Genomic DNA, 21,735 nt, shown 5'->3' on the forward strand with positions numbered 1-21,735 from the left:
TCTACAATAGATGGGTGTTAATTGGAAAAAGCATCAATAGCAACTTTTTCAGAAACCGAAAGCAACACGGCCAACTTAATCCGGGCTTTTTTACTGTCGTAATCACTGCCCAGCAGCACGCCTTTTTGCATCAAGTCATGCGCGCTTCCGAGGTAGCCGTAGCTTGGGTAGACACGCCCTTCTTCTGCACTCGTCGTCAATAGCACCACTACGCCTTTTGCCACTGCCTTTTCAATCGAATCCACCATATATGGAGAAACTTGCCCACGCCCTGCCGCTTCCAAGACAATCCCTTTCGCACCACCCCGCACCAGCAGATCGATGAGCAAGCCGTCTTGGCCGGAAAAGCATTTTACAATGTCAACGCGCGGAATGGCATTGCCCATTTTTTTAACTTCATGATCAATCGGCTTCTGGTAAACGCTGACCACATTATTGTCGATGATGCCCAAATAGCCATGCCCGAACGAATCGAAGCCCTGCAAGTTGCTTGAATGCACTTTTTTGACGTATTTGGCGGAATAAATCCGTTCATTAAAGACAACTACCGTTCCCACGCCGCGCAATGTGCGGTCGACGGAGACGTATACAGAGTTTCTTAAATTGGAATAGACATCTGTGCCTACATCGTCTGGAGAACGCTGAGATCCTGTGACGACAATTGTTCGGTGGTCATCAATCGTCAAATCCAGAAAATAAGCCGTTTCTTCGAGCGTATCCGTGCCATGGGTGACAACGATTCCATCAACTGTTTCATCCGCAAGTTCCTTATCAATCGCTTTTTTCAGCACTTCCCATTCGTTGAAACCGATGTGCATGCTTGGAAGCTGAAAGACGTCAATGACGTTCACTTCTATTTCTTCCGGCAGCTGGCATAGCGCTGCAAGTTCTTTGCCGGAAATCGCACCTGATTTTAGCAGGCCTTTCGAAATTTCTTTGCTGGCGATCGTTCCGCCGGTGGTGAGTAGAGATACTTTCTTTTTCATGTACATCGCTCCTTATGGGGTCTATTTTACACGAATTTGCATACGGGAAGAAGCCGATTGCTAATAAAAACAAAAAGAAGATGCACTTATTGTGCACCCTCTTTTCCAGCAATGCTTTCGGCTATCTGGCCTCCATGGAAGCGGCCGTTTTCGATAAAGATCTCATTGGCGTTATTGCCTGCAGCAATGACACCTGCGATGTATAAACCTTCTACATCGGTCTCCATCGTCTCTTCATTGAAATTTGGCCTCCCAGATTCCGGATCGATGGAAATCCCCATCCTTTTCAAGAATTCGTGATCCGGGTGGTAGCCGATCATGGCAAAGACAAAATCATTTGTAATCCGTTCTTTTGTATCGTTAACAGTCAGCTCGACTTCGGTTTCCGTTATTTTATCGACAATTGAGTCAAACAGCATCGTGATTTCGCCTTTTCTGACCAAGCCGTCAAACTCCGGCAAGATCCAAGGCTTGATGCTTTTTGAATAGCTCGTGCCGTAATAGGACACAGTGACTCGGCTGCCGGCTTTATGCAATTCAAGCGCAGCATCGACTGCTGAATTTTTGCCGCCAATGACCAATACATCCTGATCGAAATAAGGATGGCCTTCTTTGAAATAATGCATGACTTTAGGCAAGTCTCCTCCTTCGACCGCCAGTTTGTTTGGATTGTCATAATAACCGGTAGCAGCGATGACATATTTGGCTGAATACGTTTCTTTTGACGTCGTGACGATGAATTGCCCATCTTTCTCCACTGATAGAACCGTTTCAAATGGCCGCACTTCAATACCGCTGCGTTTCACGACTTCACGGTAATAAACAAGCGCCTGGTTGCGCTTTGCTTTGCGGTCTTCTGTGATGAAGGGGACATCGCCGATTGACAGCTTTTCACTGGAGCTGAAAAAAGTCTGGTGTGTCGGATAATTGTAAATAGCGTTAACGATATTGCCTTTTTCAATAACGGTCGGATGCAGGCCGATCTTTTTCAAGTCGATGGCCGCTGCCAAACCGCAAGGGCCGCCTCCGATAATAATTACGTCTGTTTTTATCATTTAAATCTCTCCCGCTGTCTGTCTCTCTTTAAAGCATAATGGATTTTCTCAGCTGCCGCCACTTGAATGCGTCAGCTTTCCGCGAGCGGATACACCGTCAATAGATGGAACTCAGGTTCTGCCCCGAGACGCATCGGCAATTTAGTTGTGCCAAATCCATTACTGATCAGTTGGACGACACCATCTACAGCCTCGGTCCGCCCTGGCCGATAAATTCCGAGCTTTCCAAAACGGATTTGCCCGCCATGGGTATGTCCGGCCAAAGCGAAATCAACTTTATGCCGATTCCTTATCTTTTTGAACACAAATGGTGTATGGGAAATGAAAATGACCGTATCACTTTCCCGGACTTCTGAGAATGCTGCCTCAACCGAATTTTCTTTATAGGCGAAATAATCGATTCCCACCAGCCTTAAATGGCGCTGTCCGAATAACGAAACTGACTCGTCTTCAAGCACTTTGACATTGTATTTGGCAAAAAGCTGGCGGAGTTTGGTTTCATCCATTTCACGGTCGTTATTGCCCCACACAAAATAGACAGGAGCCCGCTGAGCCAGAATGTGGAGATTTGCTTCCACCCGTTTCCACGGTACGCCACCTTCTGTAAAGTCACCCCCGATGACAATGATGTCCACGGGGAAGCGGAACATTGCTTCCGGCAAGATTCTCCTGTGTACATCAGAGATGAACATCATATCAAATGGCAGGAATGGTTTGGATGCTCGAAGCCCGATTGCTTGCCGCCGCAGATTTGTGGCGAAAGCATTCCGCACCATCTTAAGAGGCAGCGCAGCTCCAATCGCCAGCCCGCCAAAAATAAGCTTTTTCATATGAATCTTTTCCTTTCCATAAATAAAGAGGCATAAGCAGAGCGCTGCTTATGCCTCTTTATGGGTTATTTCCCAAATCAGTCTTCTGCGATATCCAATACCCGGAATCCTGATTTCTCAAGCTCTTTTACGAATTTTTCCACATTGTCTTTTTTCTTTATTTTTAAGACAATTCTACGCACAAGCTTGTCGGTTTCATCAAACGTTACAAGCGAGATGACGGATTCTTTGTATTTTTCGATGATATCTCCAAGGCGCCCGATACGGCCTTCAGATTCCACTGATGTGAACGTAATGCGCGTTCCTTCAGACTGCATGCCGAAAGCGCTTTGCAATTGGGTCATCACATCGTAACGAGTAACGATGCCCAGAAATTCATTTTTTTCAACAACTGCGATAATGGGGAAATCGTTAAGTTCGACAATCGCCTTTTCGAAAACGTCGTCAATTCCAAGATAAACGTCTTGGTTGACCATGACATCCCCAATTTTAGTGGACTTCACGAAATCTTCTTTGCTCAACCCCGATTGGAAAAACGCACGGTAGCTGTGGTACCAAGTGAAAATTCCTTTGAAATCATTGCCGTTGACTACTGGTAGCGCATCAATTGAATGCTTTTCCAATAATTCAAACCCTTTTTGGACTGAATCTTCCGGTTTCACTATAAAACACTTTTCTTTTTTCACCATTACACTTTTCACGAACATTCAATTCACCTCTGCCTTATACTTTTTTCACTCTTAATGTTTTTCGACATCCGAATAAACTTGTCCTGCATTTAAGGCAAAACTAATGTAGATCCGACTGTGATTTCATTTGAATTCAAGCCGTTTGCCGCTTTGATTTTTTCGACACCTGCGCTTGCTCCGGCGCCGCCATAAGTATTGACAGCAATGCGGTATAGAGTTTCACCCGACTGAACGGTGTGTGTTTTCGATGCAGCGACAGGTGCAGCTGGTGCTTCTTGTTTTTTCTGTTCTGCCGCCGCTTGCTCTTTCTGTCTTTCTGCTTCTGCGCGCTGACGTTCTTTTTCGGCTTCCGCTTGAGCTGCTTCTTTTTGGGCCTGCTCTTTTTGCGCTTGCTCTTTGGCAGCTGCAGTTTTCTCAGCTTCCTGCTGCGCTAGTTTATCAGCGGCTTCTTTTTCTGCCGCTTCTTTTGCTTCAGTTGCTTCCGCAGCCTTGGCTTCCTCTGCAGCCTTGGCTTCCTCTGCAGCAGCCGATTCTTCTGAATCCTCTTTATCCGTCACCACTGGAACAAGCGGCGCATCAGGAACCGGGGATTCCAAGCTCACTTCATCACTCGATGGATTTGCCGTCAACGTATCATTAGGTTCATAGTAAAAAGCGACATAAATCAGTATGCTAACAGGAATTAATATGAAAAGGAAGAATAACGTCGTCAATAAAACACTTTTCGTTTTTTTAGGCTTTTCTTTAACCGTTTTGCGCTGCGCTATTCTAGAAGCGGCTGCATTGCCTAGGACACTGACTTCCTGGCGGTCTTTTTCAATGGCGTCACGATAATTTTGTTTTCCCATAATTGACTGCTCCTATCCTATTCTGATAACTCTATTATGCCGAAAAAAATCAACTTTGTAAACGAAATATCGGAAAATTATCCCAATGGCAATAGTGCATTTAGCCGATTTTGCCAATTGTCCAACTCGCTTTTTTGGTATTTCTGCTTCTTTTTTTCAAATACTTCATAATCGAGGCCATCATTTACGCAGCAATTGCCGGGTTTGTTTTTCACTTCCTGGTCAAAACAGCCGACTAAATATTCCCTGATGCAGCCGGATAAACCCACTAACTTTTTAATTTTTTCAATCTGCCGGATTTTCTCCTGCCGGATCAACTCAATTCTTGCAACCGTTTCCTCGGCAGTCAGTTGGCTAAGCCAATAAGAAACCACCCGGTAAGCTGTTTCACGGACCACTCCGTCCTCGACCAACCGCCTGCCTTCCTGACTATTTCTAGCCACCATTTCAATTTCTTGGCGGTTCGGGAGCTCATCCATCACCAAGCTTTCCATAAGCAGTTCATCGCCAGCCACGTACAATAGTGTGGCAAGTGCTGACTCACCGTCGCGCCCTGCCCGCCCGACCTCCTGGACATAACCTTCTATGGAAGTCGGCAACTGGAAATGGATGACGTGGCGAATGTCCGCAATATGGACTCCCATACCGAATGCATTGGTTGAACACACCCATTCCAATTCGCCGTTCTGGAATTGCTGCTGAACGAAGATGCGGTCCTGGTGCTCCATGCCGCCGTGGTAATACGCAGCCGATAAGCCCATTTCCAGCAGCAGCTCCGTGATTTCCTGCGATTTTTTTCGGGTCCCAGCATAAATGATGCCTGGCCCTTCGAATTCCTGAACAAATGGTTTCAACCATTCTATTTTGTCTTTTGGCTTTTCAAAACGTTTGATGTCATAAGCGATATTTTTTCGGTCCATTGGATGTGTATAAACATAAGGATCTTTCAGCTTAAGATAGGCCTTGATTTCATCAGTGACTTTTTTTGTGGCCGTTGCTGTTAGAGCCAGCACTTGGGGATTTCCGAGGACAGGCAGAATTTCAGCTATGCGCAGGTAATCCGGCCGGAAGTCGAAGCCCCATTGCGAGATGCAATGAGCTTCATCCGCGACCAGCAGTGAAATTTGGATGCGCTGCAATTGGTTTTTCACAAAAGGCTGAACGAGCATTTCAGGGGAAATGAAGATAAAGCGGTAGCTTGCCAAGTTGTCCCAAATTTTCTCCCTTTCACCTGGCTTTAAAAACGAATTGATGGCAACAACTGATTTTTCACCCATCTTTTTTAATTGGGCTACTTGATCTTGCATCAGCGACAGCAGCGGCGAAACGATCAATACGCTGCCTGGCAGGCGATGAGCAGGAAGCTGGTAGCACATCGACTTGCCCATTCCCGTCGGCAATAGGGCAATAACGTCGCCGCCCTCCAGAATTTGGCTGATCACTTCACGTTGGCCCGGCCGGAACGATGTAAAGCCATATGTATTGAAAAGTAGTTCCTCGAGTTTCATGAAATGTCCTCCTTCACAGCAAGCGCTAAGCGGATCTGGAAATAACTCGCTTGCGGCAGCATCTCCTTGATGTCTCTAAGGCGTTTGGTATTGCGCTGTGCGCTTATGTCAGTGATGCTGCGGAATAAATCCTGCGGTATGAACACAGTATAGTCGAAAGCCGGATCGTTCATGGCCAATTCCACGAAATGGTCTTCAATCGTGCTCGTTTTCAATTGCCGGACAGCCGCAATTTCATCAAGGGATAATCCCTGTTTAAATAAGTTATCGGTGCGTTCTGCTGATTCAGTAAGTGATGACCGCTGGACGACTCCGTTCAATAGCGGAGAGATAAGCGGAAAATCGCCGCTTTCCAAAACTTCTAGCCAGGCGTGTAGGGTTTCGATGACCGCAAGCTGGACGTCTAGAGGATGCAGCCCTTTTCCAGCCGCAATCTGCTCCCACGTCAATCCGCTTAAGCGGAGTCCCGTCAGCCGCTGCATCAACATCATTTTATTATCTTCCGTTACATTTACAGCGTTAAGGCTCTCGTACAGTTCTTTTTTAAAGCGGCCGGCTGTTTCCGGATCCCGGTAATTGATGCGAACCAGATAATCTTTCACCCACGCCTGCAAATCGACCGCATTAAGCACCGGATCAAAGCTGTATTCGTTCTGGCTGGTATGTGACAAAGTTTGGACAATTAATGATAGGCGGTTTAAAAAGAGGAGTTCATTGCCTCGGTATTTCCAGCCGTTAAGTTTGCTCGCTGGAATCTCCATGCCTAAAGCCAATTCTGTTAAATCGATGACCTGCTCATTTGTGCGCAGCAGATTACGCGCAAAAAGGCTTTGTATCACATCATCATACGCATTCTTATCCAACTTCGTCATCACTGCAAAATAAGGATAAAGCCGGTAATAGCCGATGTCCTGAATCGTCTGTCCGGACTTCTTCCCTTTGATCAAATGGAAGGGTGAAGATACGGTTCTTTCGAGGTTTACGGCTTTCATTATTGAAATGACAAGTTCTTCAAAAAGCAAGTGGCGCCCTCCTGACGGTTTTTTGTTGAAAAACTGAACAAACACCTTTAGAATGAATACGGTAGTAAAAATGAACTTGTTCGGAGATAAAGGAGAGGGAAACTAATATGGCTAAGTATACCATTGTCGATAAGGATACTTGTATCGCATGCGGCGCTTGCGGAGCTGCTGCACCGGATGTTTACGATTATGATGATGAAGGAATAGCGTTTGTTATTCTAGATGATAACATGGGGACTTCCCAAGTTCCAGACGAACTGGAAGAAGACATGGAAGATGCGTTCGAAGGCTGCCCGACTGATTCCATCAAAGTAGCAGACGCACCATTCGACGGAGATGCCCTTAAATATGAAGATTGACCAGTCCTGAAAAGGCGGCGCCGAAGCTTAAAAGCTCCGGCGTTTTTTTATATTGGTATTACCTTTTCTTTTCGCTCTAGGCGGACGCTTTCCGCGGGCCTGGCTTCAGTCTCCTCGTCGCTAGAAAAAGAGCTGCTCCTGCATCGCTTCGCTAGCTTCGTCGCAAACGAGGTTCTACAAACCTCGTTTCCTGCGGGGCCTTCAGCTCAGGCTTTGCCCGCTGGAGTCGCCGCCTTCCGCTTCATTCAAAGGTATTTCTTAGTAGTAAGTGATTTCTTTTAATTAAGAAGATGAAAGATACGAGTCTGTACTTTATTGCTGTGCCCCAGATATGGAGCATAACAGCGTCGACGCCTGCGGGAAAGCGAGACAGCCGAGACCCCGCAAGCACGCTAGCGTGCTGAGGAGGCTTGGCGCTCGCCCGCGGCAAGCGACGCTGTTTTGCGGAATATCGGCTACTCTATCTATTTTATAAGTTTTTAAAAAATCAAAAAAGCACCGAAGCTTAATCGCTTTGGTGCCTTTTTTTATTTATTGGGCCAGGTAATAGCGCCGCTGTTTTTCTATCCATACGTGCATGCTGCTGAACATGAGCAGGACAACCGCGGTCAAGGCCAAGCCTTTGATCAGGTTGAACGGCAGAATCCCCAGAACAATCGTGCCGAAAAGCACGTTGCCTGTTTGTGCAGGCATGTTTAGGAAATACGTGTACATTGGCAGAAACACCAGATAGTTCAACAAACTCATGCCGATCGCCATTGATAGCGTACCAGCAGCAAGGCCATATACCATGCCTTTTTTAGATGAGAATTTTCGATAGACAACATAAACCGGCAGGATGAACAAAATGCTTGTCGCAAAGTTCGCCATATGCCCTACAGGCACTCCGGTCGGGCTACCCGCAAATAGCCAATCCAATACGTTTTTGAAAAACGCAACGAGTATTCCGGCCACTGGCCCCATTGTGATTGCGGCAATCAAAGCCGGCACATCACTAAAATCCACTTTTAAAAATGCAGGTAAAGCTGGCAGCGGAAAGTTAAACAGCATTAAAATAAATGAAATACTGCTCAACATTCCGATCGCAATCATCGATTGCAATTTTTTGTTCTTCATATTCCTCTCTCCTTGTCGTGATTCACCAGAAGAAAGGCTTGGACAATGCAGCCGTACAATAAAACCCTTAAGCGGCTAGCGCTTAAGGGAGAAAAAGGCACATTTAAGAAACGTATCGCCTAGTTATAGGCAGCACTGTCCGCACCTTCACCTTCTCCCATCCAGACTATACTGTCGGCTTTGGAATCTCACCAAATCCTGCTTTTTACGGCTCGCGGGCTTATGAACAATGTTCAATTACCGCCGGTAGGGACTTTCACCCTGCCCCGAAGATGAATCGATATTTTATTTTACCTCCTAATTCTAGTGTAAAGAAGCCATAATGTAAACAGGAATGCTCAATCATTTGCCTGCGTAGCCCACTTTTGCAATTTTTGAAGGGCAATTCCATTGAAAATGCGAAAAGCCATTGCCCGGAATGTCCGGGCAATGGCTTTGGGTAATTAAAAGGAGAATTTATTTCACTTTCCACGCTGCACCGTTCGGAGCAACCGGTTCAGGAAGCGGACGGCTCAAATCAAAGCCGCTCCATTCCTGTTGTTTCGTGTTCTCGAGCTGAACGGTTTTGTCGAACGCTTTCGCTGTCAGCGCTAAGCTTTCAAGCATGCGTGCCCCCTCAGCCTCTTCAAGCGACCCGAAATCGAATTCCGCTGTGAATTCGATGGTAATAGCCGTGTCTGTCTCGGTAACCGTGTAGTCAACGGTTTCAGGGATTGTATTCTGGTGCAAATCTGACGGTGAAGATTTTAGTGCTTCAACCGCTTCTTTTGCTGTTGCATGCGGCATATTATAGCCTGGCACCATAAATGTTTCGCCGCCATCAGTGGTATGGGCATAATATGCGACGTTTTCAACCGCTGGTTTTACAGGTTCCATCGGTCCGATCTGTTCGAAATTCGCCGGCGTGCCGTCTTCATTTTGAATGAGGATTTCATCGGCATCCGTAAATGTTTCCTGCAGCGATGCTAGATAAACTTCATAGCTTGCCGATGCTAAATCGTATTGATGGTCTGCAGGCAATAAATGCTTGACTGTGCTTCCTTCCATCGATAATTTTCCAAGGTACGGATGGTATTCATTGAAACCGATTGCTTTTTCATCAATTTGGCTGGCGTATTTATTGTAAAGCTCCACTGAATTCGGTGCTTTATTGCCGAAATCGTTTTCAATCTGGGAATCAGGTATCAAAAAGCCAACTGGAATAACCATAGCGTTTTGGGTCAGGCCAATGGTAAACAGCGTAAAGCCGTCCAACTCCTCTTCATAAACTGCAGTTCGTGCAGATTGTGGATTTTCATCTTGATATATCGTAGCCGACTCTTCTGTCGCGGAAGGTTCTTGTCCATCGCTGTTTGCGCCGCCGCTTGACTCTTCTCCAGCCGAATCCGCTGATTCCGCTTCTTCGGTAGAAGCGTCTTGTGCTTCATCAGCAGTGCTTTCTGCATTTTGCTCGTTCAGTGTGAACGCACTGTCCCTGCCATTCTGATTTAAAATGGATGCCACCAAAAATCCTATCGTGATGAAAGCAAGTGCGGCGACAAGCAACGGCAACCAACGTTTAGGCTGTTTTTTTACCGCCGCTTTCTTATCCAGACGGCTGTAAACTTCTTCTTTCGTCCGGTCATCCCGGATTGTGGGGAAATCCCGCAACAAATTTTCGATGTGGTCATCGTCCCATCTGTTATTCGGCATTCATTGCTCCCCCTTCCTTTGCGCTTATTTTTTCACGCAACGATTTAATGGCGCGATGTTGGGTGGTTTTGACTTTGCCTTCTGTCCACCCAAGCACATCTGCCGTTTCAGCAATCGATAAATCTTGGAAAAAACGCATGATGATGACCATTTTCTGATCGCCTGTGCACTCATCAAGCATCGTATAGAGAAGGATTTTGTCCTCATTCAGTTGGGCTACTTCTTCAGGAATGCGTTCTTTTGAAACCAGCTGCTGCGTTTCCCAATCGAAAAAATCCGTCGAATGCTTTTTCCTGACCGCCGTTTTTCGGAAATGGTCGATCGCCACGTTTTTGGCAATGGAAAAAAGCCAGGTCTTTTCAGAGCTCTTGCCCTCAAAACGGTCATAGGCCCTGAACACCCGAATATAAACCTCGTGCATCAAGTCTTCGGATAAATGCCTGTTTTTCACCAAGTAGACGAGAAACTGGAATACATCTTGATGGTATTCGTCGTATAGGCGATGGAAAACGGAGTCGTTCATATACTCCCCCCGTTCGTAGATTAGTCGTTCTCCTCAACATAAAGTTACATTTTTTTCAGCGGCAATAAAAAGATGAAGGAAGTGCCTTTGCCCACTTCGCTTTCTGCATAGATTTTGCCGCCATGTGCATTGATAATGTTGCTGGCGATTGCGAGGCCGAGACCGGTTCCGCCTTTGCCAAGTGTTCTTGCTTTGTCCGCTTTATAGAAACGTTCAAATACGTATTGCAGATCTTCTTCGGGTATACCGACACCTGTATCATTCACAGATATTTTTGCGTAGCCTTGTTGTTGTTCGATAAAGACCTTGACGTTTCCTCCTTGAGGGGTATGGCGGATTGCATTGTCTATTAAATTGGTCATCACTTGTTCAATGCGGTCTTCATCTAGTTCAGCTGCCGCCCAATCATCGATGGCACTTTCGAAGTCCAGTTCAATGCCTTGTTCTTTGGCGATTGGCTGGAACTTCAGCGTCATGCGTTCAATGACGGAGTTGAGCTGGACAACTTCCCGGTACAGACGCATATGGCCTGATTCCATCCTCGCTAAATTCAACAGGTCCGTCACTAACCGACCCATGCGCTGGGATTCTTCGTAAATGATTTTCGTCATTTCGCGCCGCTCTTCTTCTGAAGTACCGACGTCATCGAGCAAGGCTTCACTATAGCCTTGGAGCATTGCAATCGGCGTCCGCAGCTCATGGGAGACATTCGCAATAAAGTCTTCGCGGAGCTTCTCTAAACGATGCTGTTCTGTCATATTGTGCAGGACGGCCACAGCTCCACGAATAGAATCTCCGCTATACAACGGACTGAAGGTGATGGCGTAGTAAGCGCCTTCCATTTCCAGCTCTTCTTCGATTTCCTCTTCGAAATCGAGAACGTGTTCAAGCATATGGACCATTTCCGAAGGCAATGGGTCACCTTTTTCCATTCCGCGTTTCATCAGCCATTGCTGAAGCAATTTCTCCGCGGGAGGATTGCTTAAAAGGATTGTCCGGTCCTGGTTGAATGTAATGACAGCATCTGCCATCGAGGTCAAAATGCTGGAGAGCTGTTCCTTTTCCTGATTAATGACCTCAACGTGATGTTTCAACTGCCGGCCCATCTGGTTGAAGGCGGTAGCAAGCTGGCCAATTTCATCGCTTGACGTCGCCTTCACTTTCGTATCAAAATTCCCTTTCGCCAATTCAAAAGCCCCCTCCCGCATATTGCGGAGCGGTGACGTGATGCGCGTCGAGAGAAAGAATGCAAAAACAGTAGTCAGGATAAATGCGATGAATGCTGATAAAAAGACGATATTGGTCGTTCTTTCCGCAGTGCGGTCCATCACTTCAAGTGATTGGTAGATAAAGACGACACCGTGCTCTTGTTCCCCAGTCTGCAAGGGACTGGCCAGCACAATATAAGATTCCATCATGTTCTCTTCCGTTAAAGATGGCAACAGCATTTCTTTCATTACCGTTTCATCGGTTTCAAACACTTTTTGAAAAGAAGGTTCCTGCAAAATCGTTTCGCGCAATTGATTGCCGTTAAGCCCTTCATGTATAAAATAAGAGCTTTCTTCCGGCACTTCGGCGATAACCGCATTGGTCTCCGCACCCAGGATATCTTCCATGATCAATAAGGAGTTTTCAAATTCCCCATGGTCATTGAATATGCGGGCAATCGTGGCAGCTTCCTTATTCAATGTTTCTTCCACTGATTCGCTATGATAATTGCCGAAGAATTCAAGCAGCAGCACAGTAACAATAAACAACACAAAAGAAACGAGAAGCAATATGGTAATCCATAGCTTCCCGACGACACTGTTCCACAACCTATTCATTGCCTACCTCGAATTTATAGCCTACGCCCCAAACCGTAACGATCATTTTAGCGGCTGATTCGGATACCCGGTTCAATTTCTCCCGCAAGCGTTTCACGTGGGTATCGACTGTCCGCAGATCTCCGAAGAAATCGTAATGCCACACTTCTTTCAGCAAATGTTCGCGGTCGAACACTTTATCCGGTGATTTCGCCAGGAAATACAGGAGTTCGTATTCCTTCGGAGTCAAATTGACTTCGACATTATCCGCTGTCACGCGATGGGCATCATGGTCGATTGTCAAATGCGGAAAGACGACCAAGTCTTTTGACACAGATGATTTTGTGATCGGCGAGTATGCGGAAGATCTGCGCAAGATCGCTTTTACACGCAGCACCACTTCCCGCGGGCTGAACGGTTTAACGATGTAATCATCTGCACCGGATTCAAACCCTTCCACACGATTCGCTTCTTCGCCTTTGGCGGTAAGCATGATGATTGGTGTCATTTTCTTTTCGCGCAGTTCTGTGCTAACTTCAATGCCATTTTTTTCCGGCATCATAAGATCCAGCAGGATGCAATGGTAGTCTTTTTCAGTTGCCATTTCGAGTGCTTGGACACCATTTTCCGCTTCTTCAACCAGATAGCCTTCACGCTCAAGGTACATTTTCAATAATCGTCTAATTCTCTCTTCATCGTCCACAACTAGGATTGTAACTTCCTCCGACATAATAACCCCTCCAACTTTTGTATCTTAGTTTTCATTGTACCGTCAAGATTTGGAAAAATAAATTAAAAGCCTTTTCCACTAAGGGAAAAGGCTCACATTATGTGTCTAAAATTAAATAGCAAATGTATTAAGCGTAAGAATGGAGACCTGCGATAATTAAGTTAACAGCGACTAAGTTGAACATGATGATCGCAAAACCAGCTACGCCAAGCCACGCAGATTTTTTGCCTTGCCAGCCTTTTCCTAGGCGCAAATGCAAGTATGCGGCGTAGAACAACCAAGTGACCAATGCCCATACTTCTTTCGGATCCCAGCCCCAGAAACGGGACCAGGCAATCTGTGCCCAAATCATGGCAAAAATTAATGCGCCAAGTGTAAATACCGGGAAGCCAATAATTACGGCACGGTAGCCGATTTCGTCCATCAGCTGGAGATTGACGTTTTTGACGAATGGCTTCAAGAGGGCCGCAATCCGCTTGCGCGTAACCAAACGGATAATCCAATAAAGGATTGTTCCGACCATCAGCGACCATGCAACGGTCGTCAATTTGCTGGCGTTGACGACTGCCGGCGTTTCAACGAATGGAGTCAAGGTGCCTTCAGTCATTTGCGTGTATTCGTTCATGCCGAAAATCGGCGGCATTTTGTACGTAATAGCAGCGTCTGCGCCTTCTTTATCGACATACGTAAATTCTGCTTCATACCCAGTGGCTGTGAAATAAGTGCTTGCTACAACAAAACCTATGACTAAGACAAGCGAATACATAATTGCTTCGAGCCAGAAACGCTGTTTCGATTTTTTCGTCATATCAACTTCTTTTAACAAGAAGACCAGACCAGCTGCTGCACTGATCGCCAGAATACCTTCTGCGATAACAACTGTACTGACGTGGATCGCAAGCCAGTTGGATTGCAAAGCGGGAATCAGCGGGCTCACTTCGCTTGGGAACATGCTTGCGAACGCGATGATCAAAAGCGCTACCGGAAGCACAATCATGCCGATAACAGGTGTTTTGTATAATGCATAAATAACGATGAATCCGCCGACAAGCGTCATGCCGAACGCTGTCGTAAATTCGAACATATTGCTAAGCGGCGCATGCCCTGTAGCTCCCCAGCGTGTAAAGAAATAGCCGAGGTTTGCCAAAAAGCCGAACACGGTGATAGCGAAAGCAATCGTTCCCCAACGGCTTTCTGATTTAAACGTACCGGCTTTATTGCCTTTTACAGCTCCACCAAATACGAATGTTGCAATCAAATAGGAAACAAATGCAACATACAGTAGATTGGAGCTAATGTCAGTTAAACTCATGGCGTCAATTCAGCCTCCTCTTTCTCGAGCTTCTCGATTTCCTCCTGTTGATCGGTATAAGCAGGAAGCGATGCGTATTCCTTAACCTGGTCGAGATCTTTTTTCAAGCCGAACCAGTTCTTGTTCGTATGGCCTGCTAAAATAATCGCGCCATCTGCTTGCTGCTGAATCCAGAAGCGGCGGTGGTTAAAGTACATGCCCTGCGCGACGCCGATCATGAAGATTAATCCGCCTAGGCCAAGAATCGGCAACGTCCGGTCTTTGCGGATGGTCAGACCGGAAACGTCACGGGTTTCGACGCTCTGGAAAGCCAATTTGTATTCATTATCGCCAAAAGGTTCGACAGTGTTCTGGATTGTGATAAAGCTCGTTTCCCCTTGCGGTGTTTGAGGTGTCGTCATTTCGATAAGGAAACCAGGATTATTCGGCAACGGCGTCTTCGTTTGAGGTTCGCCGTCTTCAAAACCGTCAAAATCCGGATAATAGCCAAGCAATTTCACCACAGAACCACCGTCAAGAGTGTATTCTTTTTCGGGATTGATCAAGTCGATTGTCAAGTTGCCAAGCGACTCTTCCGTCTCCTTGTTCGTCAAAGCGAATGTCATGGTCTTCAGTTCGTCTTCTTTGAAGTCCATTTGGTAAACGGCGTAGCCATCGAATTTCAACGGCTCGTTAACACGGATCGGGTATTCTTTCACTTTTTCAAGGTTCGTCTCACCCGGCAGCGAGTCTTCAGGCTTTTTGTACAGCACAACATCAGTCTGGTAATTCTTCGCGACTGTGCCTACGCGGTCAAGTGCTTCACCGAATTTTTCCTCGCCATCTTCGCCTGTGTAATTCTCCACTTCAAAACCTTTATTTTCCAATGTATAGCCTGGTGCTTCTGGGATTGCCCGAGTTTCGCCTTCCCGCAACCATAATGTTTCGTCTACGTAGAATCCTGGCATCATCCGGAGCATGACGCCGAACAAGAAGATGATAAGCCCAATATGGTTGACATAAGGACCCCAACGGGAAAATCTGCCTTTTTCAGCCAATAAGCCATTTTTATCAGTCGATACTTTGTATTTCAATTCCTTCAATTTCGTTTCCGCTTTTTGCATTGAATCCGGAGCTGCCGGACCTTCAGCGTAAATGCGCTGTTTGTTCATAAAGCTCAGGTGGCGCAGGACGCGCTGATTCTTAAGTGAACGGTAAAGCGGCACAAAACGGTCCAAACTGGCAATGATCAATGAAATCGCCAGCATGCCTACGAGGATAATAAACCAGAAGGAATTGTATAAATCGTTAAAGCCAAGGAAATAATAGACTTTTCCGATGCTGCCATAAACGTCGGAATAATACGCCTCAATTGTCGCATCTGTACGCACCGGAACAGTGACATATTGTTCCTGCGGCAGGATGGTGCCGATTGCGGCCGCAACAAGAAGTGCCACAATGATAGAGACTCCGACTTTGACACTGGAGAAGAAATTCCATATTTTGTCGATAATCGATTTATTATAGGTTTGGGAGCGCCTGGCTGTCCCTTCATAGCGCATATCCACCAGCTTGCTGTTTTGTTCTTTTTCAGTCAACGACCGCCCGCAGGATTCACAAAGAACAGTTCCGGGCGGATTTATATGGCCGCACGTGCATTGCAATTTCTCCATCCGAAAAAACTCCTTATTCAGGTTTGATTTCTTCCATATACCCTTCAATATCTTGCTCTGTCATTTCACCTGTGACGACCCGTTCAATCTTGCCTTCCGGATTCACCAGCACAGTTGTTGGCAAAGGGCGGATATTATAAGCGGTCATAACATCTTTCGTCTTATCAATGACAATCGGGAATGACAAATTGAATTGATCAGAAAATGACTGCACTTCAAAATCCGATTGGGCTATATTGATAGCTAGTACTTGGACTCCTTGGTCTTTGTATGCTCCGTACTGGCTGTCCATTGCCGGCATTTCTTCTTTGCACGGTTCACACCAAGTCCCCCAGAAATTCAAGAATACACCTTGCCCGCGATAATCCGACAGTTTATGCTGATTCCCATCAAGGTCGGTCAACGAAAAATTAGGCGCCTCATCACCGACTTCAAGCAGGCTGACGTCATCAGCTGTCGCACTATTGTAGATGGTGTAGCCGATTGCCGCGACTAGCATCAGCAAGATCGCCGACCGCATAATCAGCCGATTGGTTTTTTTCTTGTTCTTTTTCTCGTTCAATTTACTTCCTCCTTCGAGGCTAGAATGCAAATCCAATTATAGCAAAGTTTCACTAGGCTATTGCGCCCAGTTTTGAAGTGTTTGTGAACGTTAGTTGCGTTTGCCTGTATCGGCCAATACGCGTAAAAGCTTCACTTCGTGCGACGACAATTCTCGGGACTCCCCTGCATTCAAGCCTTTCAGCGTTAAGAATGCGAATTGCTCCCGGCTCAATTTCTGCACAGGAAAGCCGATTGCCTCGAACATTCTGCGCACTTGGCGGTTACGCCCTTCGTGGATGGTGATCTGGACAATCGCTTTGCCTGATTTCTTGTCGCCAGACAAGAGCTTGACTTTCGCAGGAGCGGTCATGCCGTCTTCCAATTTGATGCCGCGTTCAAGCTTTTGCAGATCTTCCTTGGCCGGTATGCCTTTCAAGCGCGCCACATACGTCTTGTCGATTTCGAATTTCGGATGCGTCAGTGAGTTCGCGAATTCGCCGTCATTCGTCATGATCAACAAACCGGATGTGTCGTAATCCAAGCGCCCTACCGGATAAATGCGTTTTTCAATATCGCTGAAAAAGTCTGTTACGACTTTGCGGTTTTTGTCATCGCTTACCGCGGAAATAACGCCGCGCGGTTTATATAATAAATAATAGACTTTCTGTTCTTTTTCCAGTTGGACACCTTCAACTTCAATCGTGTCGTTCTGGGATACTTTCGTCCCCAGTTCCTTGATCACTTTTCCGTTGACCCGTACTTTGCCGTCCAAAATCAATTGCTCCGACTTGCGTCTTGATGCAACGCCTGCATGTGCAAGCATTTTCTGTAATCTCTCCATAAGTTCACCTCATTGATATATTTGCTGCCCTTAAACACGGGCATAGAAAAGCGGAAACGCCATTGCTAAAACAGGGTTTTATCCGTTCGTCTCTCTCGGAATTATGTCACATTTCCGGTCAAAGCGAAAGCACATAGCTCAGGGCTTAAAGCAGGAAATGGCGCGTCGGGCAAAGAAAAGAAGACTGCTTCCGATCCACAGTCTTCCAACGGCCCCACATTAAACTACCACTTCTTCTTTGAAAGCTTCTTGGAATTTCGTCATAAACAAATCTGTTTCTTCATCCGCGCTTTCTTCCGCATCATCCGGCAAAGCGGGCAGGTCGTCCAAGTTCTTCAATCCGAAATAGTTCAGGAACTCCGTGGTCGTGCCATAAAGAATGGCCCGCCCGGTGCCTTCCGCCCTTCCCGCTTCTTGCAGCAAGCCTTTCGCAGCAAGGGTGTGAAGCGGCTTTTCGCTTTTAACGCCGCGCAGGTCTTCTATTTCAAGGCGCGTGATCGGCTGTTTATAAGCAACAATCGCCAGTACTTCCAGAGAGGCTTGAGACAAAGCTTGCGGCGTCGGATTCTCTACTAGCTTCTGGATGATGTCCGCCACTTCTGGCTTGGTCACTAATTGATAAACTCCCGCAAGTTCTTTCAGGGAAATGCCATTTTCAGGTGCTTTATATTTTTGTGTCAATTCATCGACATTTGCTAAAATCTGCTGTTGATCCGCTTCAGTCAAAAATTGAAGCTGCTTCATCGTCAAGCCGTCATCGCCCGCAACAAAAAGCAACGCTTCTATTTTACTCGAAAGAGTCGTCTTCATATTTCCACTCCTCTTTTTTAAGTTCCACCATCAAATCTGTAAAATTCTTTTCCTGCTCTACTTGAATAACTTGCCGTTTCATCAATTCCAGCACAGACAGAAATGATATCACGAGCACCGTTTTGTCATTCGAAGGAAACAACTCTGTAAATGGCGTCCGGCCTTTTGCCTGCTTCAAACGTCCGACAATCGACGACATTTGGTCTTTGATTGAAATTTCATGCCGCGTTACACGGGCGGACAGCGGCGCCTTTAATTGCTTGCGGCGCAGCATCTTTTGAAATGCGCCTAACATATCAAAGGCATTGACTTCCAAATCGACGTTTTCCGCTTGTGCGTCCGCCTGTAATTCTGAAAGGTCCATCGGCGCTTTCGTGTAGATTACGGAGCGATTTTCCTCAAGTTCCTTCAGTTTTCCCGAAGCTTCTTTGAATTTCCGGTATTCGACCAATCGCGATACCAATTCGTCGCGGGGGTCCCGCTCCTCAAGATCAAAAGAGATATCGTCCATTTCCCCTTCATGTACAGGAAGCAGCATTTTACTTTTGATTGCCAACAGCGTCGCTGCCATGACAAGGTACTCACTTGCTTCATTGAGTTCAAGGACTTGCAGTGCTCGTATATGTTCCATATACTGTGTAGTGATTTGTGAAACGGGAATATCGTAAATATCAATTTCCAAACGATGTATTAAATGCAATAATAAATCAAGAGGGCCTTCGAAGGCATCAACTTTTACTTCATATGACATGGTCCGCCACCTGACTGTTATTTTAATCTAAATTTTTAGTTGTTTACTCCAATAATCCATATTCCTTTATTATAGTAGAAAGGTGATTAAAATGCACCCACTCCAACATAAGCTGTTTATCCAATACCTGATCCATTTCAATAATGAAAAAGATTATTTCGAATGCCATGAAGTCGGCGAAGAATACTGGAAGTCTCTTGCCCCAAAAGATAAAATGCATCCGTTGACCGGCTGGATTCAATTAGCGGTCGGCATGTACCATTGGCGCCGCAGCAATTACCCCGGCGCATTGCGTTCTTTTATCCGCTCACGAGCTAAACTCGCTGACGCTGGCATTTGGGTTGAAGGCTTCAACCATGATCAATTGATTGAAGATCTAAACAACGCCATCGCCGCTGTGACCGAACGTGAACCTTATGGCCACTTCGACATCCCGATTGATTCCCGGGTTATCCAGGCGTCAATTGCGCAATACATGCTGGAACACCCTCTTGAAGCTCAGGATCCACATTACATCATGCACAAACATCGCTTGAGAGACCGGACATCGATTATTAATTTGCGCGAACAACGCAAAAAAAGAAATCTGGAGTTATAAAACATAAAGCGAAAGCCTTATAAAAAATGACGCGCTATTGGCCGTTCATTTTTACTTTTAACTAGCTTAAATTATAAACTTTATCCGGCTATAGTAATTTGATCAAAATAAAAAGGCACTGGAATTTAATCCAGTGCCTTTTTGTGTAGATTTTAGAAACGGTGAGCCTAGATCCGCGCTTTCTTATCCACGCATTTTTGGATGAATGCTTTTGTTTCTTCTGTCGTCTGCATCTCTTTTCCATTCATCAGCTGCTGGATTTTCTCAATCATGGCTTGGCCGATGCCTTCTCCCCGATGGGACGGGTTGACGGAAATGTGATGGAGTGTAAAATGATCTTCGTTCACTTCCACCCCTAATAGGCCGACAAAATCTTCACCCTTTTTCCAAAGGAATAATTGCCAATCAGGATTTTCTTCGTATATATGCATTGTCTGCTGCAATTTCTTCAATTCACGCTCTTTAGGCATGAATGAAAGAAGCCCCATAGCGATTTTTTCAAAAGATTTCTTATATCTAAATAACATATTCAATCCCTCATTTTCGTCTTTAAACGGCTTTTTTCATCCTACTATAGATTCGCAAATAACTCAAGTTTACATGCAATCAGCCGGCTCCAACATTTTCCGCTAAAAAGAGCCAATAGACGAGTCCCCAGGCAATGGCCATTACTAAGAGAATCAGTAATAAAATCAAATTCTCCTTTTTCATCCTTTTTGTTCCTGCGGCGCATAAGACATGTCTTGCTTAACCAAATCTTCAAGCGTTTCGCGTTTCACAACAAGCTGGTGCTTGCCGTTTTCAGCAAATACCACAGCCGGGCGCGCCAGACGGTTGTAATTGCTGGCCATCGAGTAGCCATACGCTCCAGTACAAAATACAGCAAGAATATCGCCCGCTTCAGCAAGCGGCAAGTCTGCTTGTTCAATCAGCTTGTCACCGGACTCGCAGCATTTCCCAGCGATGGTGTATTGCTCGGTTCCAGCCTCTTCCGCTTTATTGGCAATCAGTGAACTGTATTTTGCACCGTAAAGCGCGGGCCGGATATTATCCGACATGCCTCCGTCGACAGCGGCATACTTCCGGGTGCCTGGCACTTCTTTCATCGAGCCGATCGTATAAAGCGTTGTACCAGCATCTCCGACCAGCGAACGGCCTGGTTCGATCCAAATCTCAGGCAGTGGATAATCCTGAGCCCCCGCTGTCTCTTTGACAGTGCCGATCATGTCTTTGACATAGACAGAAGGCTCCAATGGCTCATCTTCAGCTGTATAGCGGATGCCAAACCCGCCGCCCAGGTTCAATACCGGGCAAGTGTAGCCTGTTTCTTCCCGCCATTGCGCCATTTTGCCGACCAACTTTTCGGCTGCCATGCTAAATGCGGCCGTATCGAAAATCTGAGAACCGATATGGCAGTGGAGGCCCAGCAAGTTCAGGAACTGATGCTTATGCGTCTCTTTAAACGCTCGATCCGCTTGGCCGTTGTTCAAGTCAAAGCCGAATTTAGAATCTTCCTGCCCGGTTGTGATGTAATCATGCGTATGTGCTTCAATGCCCGGCGTTACTCGCAGCAGTATATTCATTGGTCGTGCAAGCTCTTCCGAAAGTTTCTTCAACTGGCTTATTTCATAAAAATTATCGACGACGATGCAGCCGATTTCTTCTTTGAACGCCATGCGAAGTTCTTCGTCGCTTTTATTGTTGCCGTGGAAATGGATTTTCTCTTTCGGGAAGCCTGCTTGAAGCGCGGTGTAAAGTTCTCCGCCCGATACAACGTCCAGCGACAGGTTTTCCTGCGCCGCTACTTGGTAAATGGCGATGCTTGAAAAAGCTTTGCTGGCATAAGCTACTTGGTAGCCGATTCCCGCTTCTTCGAACGTTTTTTTGAATGCACGCGCGCGGTCCCGGAATAATTGAATATCGTATACAAAAAGTGGAGTGCCGTATTCTTTCGCTAAATCTACGGCATCTGTGCCACCGATGGCCAAATGGCCTTTGTCATTAATGCTTTGTGTACCGTATAAATGCATGATGTCCCTCCTAAGCTATGCGAAATGGAAGACCT

Annotated in this window: 22 protein-coding genes and 1 riboswitch; of the genes, 2 read left to right on the forward strand and 20 right to left on the reverse strand. The window is 46.1% G+C overall.

What is annotated here, in order from left to right; all coding sequences use genetic code 11:
• Positions 1-17: 17 nt before the first annotated feature.
• From AC4EHJ_RS03635 to AC4EHJ_RS03665, 7 genes are all read right to left on the reverse strand, one after another.
• The gene (locus AC4EHJ_RS03635; protein ID WP_490974225.1) at positions 18-986 is read right to left on the reverse strand and encodes an asparaginase; all 969 of its coding nucleotides are present in this window, start codon (positions 984-986) and stop codon (positions 18-20) included.
• A gap of 86 nt (positions 987-1,072) precedes the next feature.
• Complete coding sequence (locus tag AC4EHJ_RS03640; RefSeq protein ID WP_490974226.1) at positions 1,073-2,041, reverse strand: YpdA family putative bacillithiol disulfide reductase; 969 nt, start codon at positions 2,039-2,041, stop codon at positions 1,073-1,075.
• Between the two features lie 71 nt (positions 2,042-2,112).
• Positions 2,113-2,871, reverse strand: a complete 759-nt coding sequence (locus tag AC4EHJ_RS03645; RefSeq protein ID WP_490974227.1) for a metallophosphoesterase — start codon at positions 2,869-2,871, stop codon at positions 2,113-2,115.
• A 77-nt stretch (positions 2,872-2,948) separates the two neighbouring features.
• Positions 2,949-3,578, reverse strand: a complete 630-nt coding sequence (locus AC4EHJ_RS03650; protein ID WP_490974228.1) for a CBS domain-containing protein — start codon at positions 3,576-3,578, stop codon at positions 2,949-2,951.
• A gap of 71 nt (positions 3,579-3,649) precedes the next feature.
• Positions 3,650-4,408, reverse strand: coding sequence for a LysM peptidoglycan-binding domain-containing protein (locus AC4EHJ_RS03655; RefSeq protein ID WP_490974229.1), 759 nt, complete (start codon positions 4,406-4,408; stop codon positions 3,650-3,652).
• A gap of 77 nt (positions 4,409-4,485) precedes the next feature.
• A complete protein-coding gene (locus AC4EHJ_RS03660; protein WP_490974230.1) occupies positions 4,486-5,916 on the reverse strand; it encodes a RecQ family ATP-dependent DNA helicase in 1,431 nt (476 codons plus the stop codon).
• Positions 5,913-6,938: a YpbB family protein gene (locus tag AC4EHJ_RS03665; RefSeq protein WP_490974231.1), complete on the reverse strand. Its 1,026-nt coding sequence runs from the start codon at positions 6,936-6,938 to the stop codon at positions 5,913-5,915. The genes AC4EHJ_RS03660 and AC4EHJ_RS03665 overlap by 4 nt, the downstream gene beginning before the upstream one ends.
• 107 nt (positions 6,939-7,045) lie before the next feature.
• Here AC4EHJ_RS03665 and AC4EHJ_RS03670 point away from each other — a divergent pair, with 107 nt between their 5' ends.
• Positions 7,046-7,297 (forward strand): ferredoxin, encoded by a 252-nt coding sequence (locus AC4EHJ_RS03670; RefSeq protein ID WP_490974232.1) that lies wholly within the window; start codon positions 7,046-7,048, stop codon positions 7,295-7,297.
• 531 nt (positions 7,298-7,828) lie between these two features.
• Here the strand turns inward: AC4EHJ_RS03670 and AC4EHJ_RS03675 are convergent.
• From AC4EHJ_RS03675 to AC4EHJ_RS03725, 11 genes are all read right to left on the reverse strand, one after another.
• Positions 7,829-8,413 carry an ECF transporter S component gene (locus tag AC4EHJ_RS03675; protein WP_490974233.1) on the reverse strand — a complete coding sequence of 195 codons (585 nt, stop codon included), beginning with the start codon at positions 8,411-8,413 and terminating at the stop codon, positions 7,829-7,831.
• Between the two features lie 145 nt (positions 8,414-8,558).
• Positions 8,559-8,691: riboswitch (FMN riboswitch) on the reverse strand.
• Positions 8,692-8,869: 178 nt separating this feature from the next.
• Positions 8,870-10,105: a GerMN domain-containing protein gene (locus AC4EHJ_RS03680; RefSeq protein WP_490974234.1), complete on the reverse strand. Its 1,236-nt coding sequence runs from the start codon at positions 10,103-10,105 to the stop codon at positions 8,870-8,872.
• Positions 10,095-10,628, reverse strand: a complete 534-nt coding sequence (gene sigX, locus AC4EHJ_RS03685; RefSeq protein WP_490974235.1) for an RNA polymerase sigma factor SigX — start codon at positions 10,626-10,628, stop codon at positions 10,095-10,097. Before sigX ends, AC4EHJ_RS03680 begins: the two co-directional genes overlap by 11 nt.
• Positions 10,629-10,672: 44 nt before the next feature.
• Positions 10,673-12,454, reverse strand: a complete 1,782-nt coding sequence (locus tag AC4EHJ_RS03690; protein WP_490974236.1) for an ATP-binding protein — start codon at positions 12,452-12,454, stop codon at positions 10,673-10,675.
• Positions 12,447-13,163: a response regulator transcription factor gene (locus AC4EHJ_RS03695; RefSeq protein WP_290212909.1), complete on the reverse strand. Its 717-nt coding sequence runs from the start codon at positions 13,161-13,163 to the stop codon at positions 12,447-12,449. Before AC4EHJ_RS03695 ends, AC4EHJ_RS03690 begins: the two co-directional genes overlap by 8 nt.
• A 127-nt stretch (positions 13,164-13,290) precedes the next feature.
• Positions 13,291-14,475, reverse strand: a complete 1,185-nt coding sequence (gene ccsB, locus AC4EHJ_RS03700; protein WP_490974237.1) for a c-type cytochrome biogenesis protein CcsB — start codon at positions 14,473-14,475, stop codon at positions 13,291-13,293.
• Positions 14,472-16,127 (reverse strand): cytochrome c biogenesis protein ResB, encoded by a 1,656-nt coding sequence (gene resB / locus AC4EHJ_RS03705; RefSeq protein ID WP_490974238.1) that lies wholly within the window; start codon positions 16,125-16,127, stop codon positions 14,472-14,474. Before resB ends, ccsB begins: the two co-directional genes overlap by 4 nt.
• 13 nt (positions 16,128-16,140) lie before the next feature.
• The gene (gene resA / locus AC4EHJ_RS03710; RefSeq protein WP_490974239.1) at positions 16,141-16,689 is read right to left on the reverse strand and encodes a thiol-disulfide oxidoreductase ResA; all 549 of its coding nucleotides are present in this window, start codon (positions 16,687-16,689) and stop codon (positions 16,141-16,143) included.
• Positions 16,690-16,779: 90 nt separating this feature from the next.
• Positions 16,780-17,511, reverse strand: coding sequence for a pseudouridine synthase (locus AC4EHJ_RS03715; RefSeq protein WP_490974240.1), 732 nt, complete (start codon positions 17,509-17,511; stop codon positions 16,780-16,782).
• A 219-nt stretch (positions 17,512-17,730) separates the two neighbouring features.
• Entirely contained in the window at positions 17,731-18,321 is a 591-nt protein-coding gene (gene scpB, locus AC4EHJ_RS03720; RefSeq protein WP_490974241.1) for an SMC-Scp complex subunit ScpB, read from the reverse strand.
• On the reverse strand, positions 18,299-19,072 hold the full coding sequence (locus tag AC4EHJ_RS03725; protein ID WP_490974242.1) for a segregation/condensation protein A: 774 nt from the start codon (positions 19,070-19,072) through the stop codon (positions 18,299-18,301). The genes scpB and AC4EHJ_RS03725 overlap by 23 nt, the downstream gene beginning before the upstream one ends.
• 91 nt (positions 19,073-19,163) lie before the next feature.
• On the opposite strand from AC4EHJ_RS03725, the gene AC4EHJ_RS03730 reads away from it, so the two are divergent.
• Entirely contained in the window at positions 19,164-19,670 is a 507-nt protein-coding gene (locus tag AC4EHJ_RS03730) for a DUF309 domain-containing protein (RefSeq protein WP_490974243.1), read from the forward strand.
• A 167-nt stretch (positions 19,671-19,837) separates the two neighbouring features.
• Here AC4EHJ_RS03730 and AC4EHJ_RS03735 read toward each other — a convergent pair whose 3' ends face one another.
• On the reverse strand, positions 19,838-20,197 hold the full coding sequence (locus AC4EHJ_RS03735) for a GNAT family N-acetyltransferase (RefSeq protein ID WP_490974244.1): 360 nt from the start codon (positions 20,195-20,197) through the stop codon (positions 19,838-19,840).
• A 180-nt stretch (positions 20,198-20,377) separates the two neighbouring features.
• Entirely contained in the window at positions 20,378-21,700 is a 1,323-nt protein-coding gene (gene lysA / locus AC4EHJ_RS03740) for a diaminopimelate decarboxylase (protein WP_490974245.1), read from the reverse strand.
• Between the last annotated feature and the right edge of the window lie 35 nt (positions 21,701-21,735).

It is taken from the genome of Planococcus sp. TJ-301, assembly GCF_058268475.1.

Excerpts from the sequence above, each read along its gene's own strand:
- AC4EHJ_RS03680 (WP_490974234.1), bottom strand. The coding sequence starts at position 10,105 with ATGCCGAATAACAGATGGGACGATGACCACATCGAAAATTTGTTGCGG.
- AC4EHJ_RS03660 (WP_490974230.1), bottom strand. The coding sequence starts at position 5,916 with ATGAAACTCGAGGAACTACTTTTCAATACATATGGCTTTACATCGTTC.
- scpB (WP_490974241.1), bottom strand. The coding sequence starts at position 18,321 with ATGAAGACGACTCTTTCGAGTAAAATAGAAGCGTTGCTTTTTGTTGCG.
- AC4EHJ_RS03715 (WP_490974240.1), bottom strand. The coding sequence starts at position 17,511 with ATGGAGAGATTACAGAAAATGCTTGCACATGCAGGCGTTGCATCAAGA.
- AC4EHJ_RS03675 (WP_490974233.1), bottom strand. The coding sequence starts at position 8,413 with ATGAAGAACAAAAAATTGCAATCGATGATTGCGATCGGAATGTTGAGC.
- AC4EHJ_RS03690 (WP_490974236.1), bottom strand. The coding sequence starts at position 12,454 with ATGAATAGGTTGTGGAACAGTGTCGTCGGGAAGCTATGGATTACCATA.
- AC4EHJ_RS03735 (WP_490974244.1), bottom strand. The coding sequence starts at position 20,197 with ATGTTATTTAGATATAAGAAATCTTTTGAAAAAATCGCTATGGGGCTT.
- AC4EHJ_RS03645 (WP_490974227.1), bottom strand. The coding sequence starts at position 2,871 with ATGAAAAAGCTTATTTTTGGCGGGCTGGCGATTGGAGCTGCGCTGCCT.
- AC4EHJ_RS03640 (WP_490974226.1), bottom strand. The coding sequence starts at position 2,041 with ATGATAAAAACAGACGTAATTATTATCGGAGGCGGCCCTTGCGGTTTG.
- lysA (WP_490974245.1), bottom strand. The coding sequence starts at position 21,700 with ATGCATTTATACGGTACACAAAGCATTAATGACAAAGGCCATTTGGCC.
- AC4EHJ_RS03725 (WP_490974242.1), bottom strand. The coding sequence starts at position 19,072 with ATGTCATATGAAGTAAAAGTTGATGCCTTCGAAGGCCCTCTTGATTTA.
- AC4EHJ_RS03730 (WP_490974243.1), top strand. The coding sequence starts at position 19,164 with ATGCACCCACTCCAACATAAGCTGTTTATCCAATACCTGATCCATTTC.
- sigX (WP_490974235.1), bottom strand. The coding sequence starts at position 10,628 with ATGAACGACTCCGTTTTCCATCGCCTATACGACGAATACCATCAAGAT.
- AC4EHJ_RS03650 (WP_490974228.1), bottom strand. The coding sequence starts at position 3,578 with ATGTTCGTGAAAAGTGTAATGGTGAAAAAAGAAAAGTGTTTTATAGTG.
- AC4EHJ_RS03655 (WP_490974229.1), bottom strand. The coding sequence starts at position 4,408 with ATGGGAAAACAAAATTATCGTGACGCCATTGAAAAAGACCGCCAGGAA.
- AC4EHJ_RS03695 (WP_290212909.1), bottom strand. The coding sequence starts at position 13,163 with ATGTCGGAGGAAGTTACAATCCTAGTTGTGGACGATGAAGAGAGAATT.
- resB (WP_490974238.1), bottom strand. The coding sequence starts at position 16,127 with ATGGAGAAATTGCAATGCACGTGCGGCCATATAAATCCGCCCGGAACT.
- AC4EHJ_RS03670 (WP_490974232.1), top strand. The coding sequence starts at position 7,046 with ATGGCTAAGTATACCATTGTCGATAAGGATACTTGTATCGCATGCGGC.
- ccsB (WP_490974237.1), bottom strand. The coding sequence starts at position 14,475 with ATGAGTTTAACTGACATTAGCTCCAATCTACTGTATGTTGCATTTGTT.
- AC4EHJ_RS03635 (WP_490974225.1), bottom strand. The coding sequence starts at position 986 with ATGAAAAAGAAAGTATCTCTACTCACCACCGGCGGAACGATCGCCAGC.